This is a genomic window from Frankia sp. AgKG'84/4, assembly GCF_023242965.2.
GTDB lineage: Bacteria > Actinomycetota > Actinomycetes > Frankiales > Frankiaceae > Frankia.
In genome coordinates this window covers 1-4,358 of record NZ_JALKFU020000456.1, presented here as the reverse complement: position 1 = coordinate 4,358, position 4,358 = coordinate 1, and the positions used below count along the sequence as shown (strand labels likewise).

The window sequence follows — 4,358 nt, the reverse complement described above, 5'->3', positions numbered from 1 at the left end:
GGACGGGCGCGGTGGCCGCGCCGGTGGTCGCCGGGCCGGCGGGGCCGGCGGCTGCGGTCACCCCGCGCAGCGGTGTCACGCAGACGTCGGTCGGTCCGGAGTCGTCGTAGCCGGCCGTGGCGAGGGCGGCGCCGAGGCCCGCCGGGAGGCTGACGGGGGTGAGCTGGAAGGTGGGTCGCAGCCCCTCGGTGGCGTAGAAGTCGGCGACAGCGGCAATCGCGGCGGGGACGTCGGGCACGTCGCCGTGCGCCCAGACGGAGTTGCCGCGCCGGGACGCGCCGGCCGACGCGCGCAGGGTCCAGCCGTGATGATCGTGCACGCGCAGGGGCGGCCAGGCCCGGTGCGCCGCGGCCTCGAGCTCACGGGCCAGTTCCGCGTCCGCGGTGGACAGACTGGCGCGGGGGGCGACGAGCGGGTCGGACGGCTGGGATGGGTCACCGTCGCCGATCCGGCGGTCATCGGTCATAGGACACCCCGACGGACCCGTCCGTCTGCGCGCCCGTGGCGCGCCGAACAGGTCATGCGAAACTGCCCGGCCACATCAGCCACCATGCCGAGGCTACCGACCGGACGGCGCCCGTGGCCGGCGGCCTCACTCCTACCGGCGGTGGTGGTGCATCCCCCGCCCCCGGCACCTATGACCGAATGTCAATATTTCATGTTTATTGCACTTTTGTTCCCTCCCGGCCAGAGGATCATCGCCGGGGGCCCGACCGGCGCCCGCGGCGCTGGCGAACACGGCCGCCGGATTACGGCGGCAGGTGCACAAGCCTTTCCCGGCCCGGCGCGTTCTGGGCGGGAGATCGTTCGTCCGTGCACCGCGTGACCGGACACGATTCGCCACGACGGCGACCGCCCAGAGCCCGCGAAAGAAAGATCAAAACCGGAAACCTCCGCGAAACACCACGTGGAGCCACGGTGGCGACCACGTTGCCAGCCCGTCATCGTCACCCTGCGACGCGATCTCCCTTCTACTATCAATAGCGAGGAATCCGGAGCGCCCGGTCAGCCCGACCGGAGCGACCGGCTGGCGGCAGCGTCGCCGCCACGTCCTCGCCGGAGACGCCGGCCGACCGCCGCCGACCGGAACGCCGCCATTGCCGCCGACGTTCCCTTCCCGGTCCCGATCCCACCAGGGTCGAGTGGTCTCTTCGTGCGCTTCCCCGGGTCGACTCTCGCAGCGGACCGCACCCTTCGCTACCTTGTCGACACGGTCACGGACCGTAGTGTTATCGGAAGGAAGGACGCGCGGCATGCCGCAGTCGAGCGGACCCCCACCGGACCGTGGACCCCACCACGGTTCCTCGGGTCCGAACGGTCCATCCGGCCCCCCAGCCCGACGAGCGCCCAGCGAGTCGCTCAGCATTCCCCCGGCCCGGACCCCGCCGGACGACCGCCCCGAGGACTACCCCACGGAGCCGCCCGCCCAGCCCCCCCTGGACCGCTGCGACCTTGGTCCCGTCAGCGCTCCGACCGCCAACCTCCTGTGGGCCGCGGGCGGCCTCGCGGACCTGACCCGGCTGGCCGTCCTGCGGCCCCGGGCACCGTTCGCCGGCTCCGCGTCCCAGGCGATCGAGCCGGCGGGCGGACCGTGGCGGCCCGCCGCGGCGCAGCCCGGCCCATCGTGCGCCGCTCCCGCGAACCAGGCCGCCCGCTGGCTGACCATGCTGGACGGCCGAACCGCGTTCGCCGCCCTCACCACCTCCGACCCGGCGGCCAGATCGGCCGGCACGGGCGACCAGGCGGACCATGGCCGTCGGCCGGGCGGCGGACGGGGCGCGCAACCCGCGGCGCCGGGCCGGTCGGACCGCCGGTACGCCGGGGTCGCGGTGATGACCGCGATACTCGCCGACGGCCAGATCATGGAAGTCTCCGACGTCCTCGCGGCGAGCCCGGTGCGGCTCGCGCTGGAACGCGCCGAAGACCTGCTCGGGAACCTGCTTGACGCGAACGAGCGGACGCCACCCGCGCACATTCTCGCCCAGACCGCCCGGCTACGCCGCGGCCTCGAGCGGCTCGGCCGGCGCTCGATCCCGGGGGCCGACGTCCGCCGCCGCGACGTGCTGGCCGGCCAGGTGGCCGTGCTCGGCGGCGACGCGGCCTTCAAGCTCGGCGACATCGCGACGGCCCGGTCACTGACGACCCTCGGCTACCAGACCGGCCGCCGCGCCGCGGAGGGACCGCTGCGCGGCTCCGCCCGGGAGGTCGCCGCCGTCAACGAGTTCTACGCCGGCCAGCCCGTCGAGGCCCTGCGCCTCGCCCAGGACGGGCTGGTCCACGTCGACGACGGGCCGGTGCGGGCCCGACTGATCTGCCAGGTGGCCCGGGCCCTCGCCGCCCTCGGCGATGTGCGCGGCGCCGCCCAGGCCCTCGACGAGGCGTACGACCTGGCCGATCTGATTCCGCCGGACCAGTGGGGGCGCCCGGGCCTGGGTTTCGACACCTTCAACCCGGTCGAGGTCGCGTACCACGCCACCACCGCGTTCTGTCTGCTCGGTCGCCCGCGGACCGCCGAGGAGCACGCGGAGCTCGCGCTGGGGAAACTCGACACGATGGACGTCCCGGGCTTCCGCTCGGTGATTCGGCTCGACCTCGCGCTCGCGCTCGCCAGCCGGGGCCGCCTCGAACTCGACCGGGTCTGCGCGCTGGCCACCGAGGCGATCGAGATCTCCTGGGGCCGGACGGTCACGTCCGTCTCCACACGGGCCGACCAGGTGCTGACCGCCACCCGGGCGCACGTCGAGGTGCGCGCGGTACGCGAACTCGCCCTGCTGGTCCGGGAGTGGCAGCGGTCCGCCGTCGACCAGCGCCCTGCGCCCGGCGCCGTCACGGTGCCGAACCTGACCTTCTGACGCGGTCCCGACCGTCGAGCCGGCCCGGTACCGGCGCCCGGCACCGCGCCGGCGAGCCATCCGTGGGCAGTACGGCCCACGGATGCAGCAGCGCCGCCATGCCCAGCGCCCAGGCGAGGCCCAGCAGGTAGCCGCCGAGCACGTCCGAGAGGAAGTGCACGCCCAGCCCGAGGCGGGCGAATCCGGTCACCGCGACCACCACCGCCGCCCCGGACCACCAGAGCACCCCGGGCCGTCGCCCGGTCACCGAGCCGACAGCGACCAGCAGGACGACAGCCGCGACCATGACCCCGAACGCGTGCCCGGAGGGGAAGCTGTACCCGCTGGCGTGTGCCACCGGATCGACCGGCACCGGCCGGGGCCGGGCGACCAGCTCCTTGCAGCCGCGGGCCAGCAGGCCACCGACTTCGACGGTCACCAGCACGTACAGGGCGAGCCGGCGGGTCGGAGCTGGGTCGGCGATCCCCCCGCGCCGCGACCGCTGCCACAGCCAGCCGGCGCCGAGCACCGCGACCACCCGGAACACCGTCGGATGGAACACCTCGCTGACCCGCGACAGCGCGGCCACCCCTGTCCCCGACGGGACCAGCCACCGCACGAGGGCGCCCGCAACACGACCATCAGTCCTGATGATCGGGGACCAGCCGAGGGCGACCACGACCGCGAGTACCAGGAAGACCACCGCGGCGGCAGCCGCGACCCGGCGGACGTCGCGGCCGGGCGCAGGCAACTTCGCCACCCTCCCTCCCATCCGGCGCCGGGCATTCCCGCCACGTCGCCGCAGGCCGGCGTACCCGGACGGGCATGCCTTATAGCGGGTGGCAGGCCCGTCCGCCCGCGTTTCGGCGAGCCGGCCCGTGCGGGCGTTGGTGACGCGTGTCATTCTGGTCGGACCCGCCGGACCGGTCCGGCGGGCCGCGTCCCGGCATCGACCGGTCCTGCCATCGGGTGACGATCCGGTGGACGGCCGCCGCGCCCGGTTGTTCAGTTCGTCCGGCTCCATCGCCTGGGCGCCTGATCGGAGGGGAGACCCTTGGACATCGCGGAGGTAGGCGCCGCGTCGGGAGATCCGTCCCGCGGTTCCGCCATGTCCCTCGGGTCTGCGTCCCCCGGGTCTGCGTCCCCCGGGTCTGCGTCCCCCGGGTCTGCGTCTCCCGACTGGTTCGTATCCGCCGACGGGTCCCTGTCCGCCGCATCGCCGGCGACCGACTGGCCGCGAGGGCCCAGCCGGGACGACGGGGCTGCCCTGGGCGCGATCAGCGTCGGCGACTTCCGGGTGGACGCGCGCTACTCTCCGCCCAGCTCCGGCCAGCCGTCGTGGCGGGTCGACGGTCCGTCCACCGGCGGCCCGGCGGGCGCCGCCCGCGACACCGGCCCAGGCTGGTCGGTCGACGGTGTCCCGCAGCGCGAGCAACCGGCCGCGGAGCATCCCCGCGACCCGATCGGCGCCCCACGGCCGAACCAGTGGGCGTACCCGGTGCCCGACCGGCCGGCCCAGCCACCGGC

General features: G+C 75.0%; 3 protein-coding genes and 1 pseudogene. 2 read left to right on the top strand and 2 right to left on the bottom strand.

All coding sequences use genetic code 11. The features are described 5' to 3' along the window. A partial coding sequence (locus MXD58_RS21145; RefSeq protein WP_518478553.1) for a GNAT family N-acetyltransferase, cg3035/Rv0428c family occupies positions 1-466 on the bottom strand: 466 nt, incomplete at its 3' end. Between the two features lie 787 nt (positions 467-1,253). Here MXD58_RS21145 and MXD58_RS21140 point away from each other — a divergent pair. Then, positions 1,254-2,852 carry a hypothetical protein gene (locus tag MXD58_RS21140; RefSeq protein ID WP_248840977.1) on the top strand — a complete coding sequence of 533 codons (1,599 nt, stop codon included), beginning with the start codon at positions 1,254-1,256 and terminating at the stop codon, positions 2,850-2,852. Here MXD58_RS21140 and MXD58_RS21135 read toward each other — a convergent pair. Beyond that, positions 2,827-3,591, bottom strand: a complete 765-nt coding sequence (locus MXD58_RS21135; protein ID WP_248840976.1) for a phosphatase PAP2 family protein — start codon at positions 3,589-3,591, stop codon at positions 2,827-2,829. The genes MXD58_RS21140 and MXD58_RS21135 overlap by 26 nt on opposite strands. A 537-nt stretch (positions 3,592-4,128) precedes the next feature. On the opposite strand from MXD58_RS21135, the pseudogene MXD58_RS21130 reads away from it, so the two are divergent. Next, positions 4,129-4,358, top strand: a pseudogene (locus MXD58_RS21130) (hypothetical protein); the annotation flags it as partial.